Raw genomic sequence first — 522 nt, 5'->3', positions numbered from 1 at the left:
GGGTCGCCTCGGCCATGGATGCTCGTGGGGCAACGGCGCCCAATATAATGCGGGATCGTCTTTCCCCATGGCTTTTCCCGGTGTCATGTGGCGTGCGTTGCGCTGGCTCGCGGACACGAACGGCCCAGTCCGCCTCGCCCCGCGTGAGCTACCCAGCGCCCTACCATGGCTCGTCCGCTTCCTGCGCACCGGCCGCCCGGAGGCCTGGGAGGCGGCGTATACGGCATTGCACGCGCTCAACGCCCCTTGTGCCGCGCTCTATCGCGACATGCTCGGCGACACCGACTGGAAACGCATTTTCCGGCCGAGCGGCGCCTTGCATGTCTGGCGCGATGCATTTCCCGGCGCTCTGGATGAACTGATGGACAGACTACGGGCCAGGTATGGCGTTGCCTTTGAGAGGCTCGACGCCGATCAAGTGCGGGATTTGGAGCCCGCTTTGACCCACGACTACCGACGTGGGATCTTCTTTCCCGACAGCGGCCATGTGACCTCACCTCTGGCGCTGGTGGAGGGCTTGAT

General features: G+C 64.9%; 1 protein-coding gene. It reads left to right on the top strand.

The genetic code is table 11. The features are described from left to right. On the top strand, positions 1–522 hold a 522-nt coding region (locus EOA27_RS39585; protein WP_127259110.1), incomplete at both ends, for an FAD-dependent oxidoreductase.

It is taken from the genome of Mesorhizobium sp. M2A.F.Ca.ET.037.01.1.1 (assembly GCF_003998075.1).
Taxonomy (GTDB): Bacteria; Pseudomonadota; Alphaproteobacteria; order Rhizobiales; family Rhizobiaceae; genus Mesorhizobium.
The sequence above is the reverse complement of the archived record's forward strand: the minus strand, read 5'-3'. Positions and strand labels throughout refer to the sequence as shown.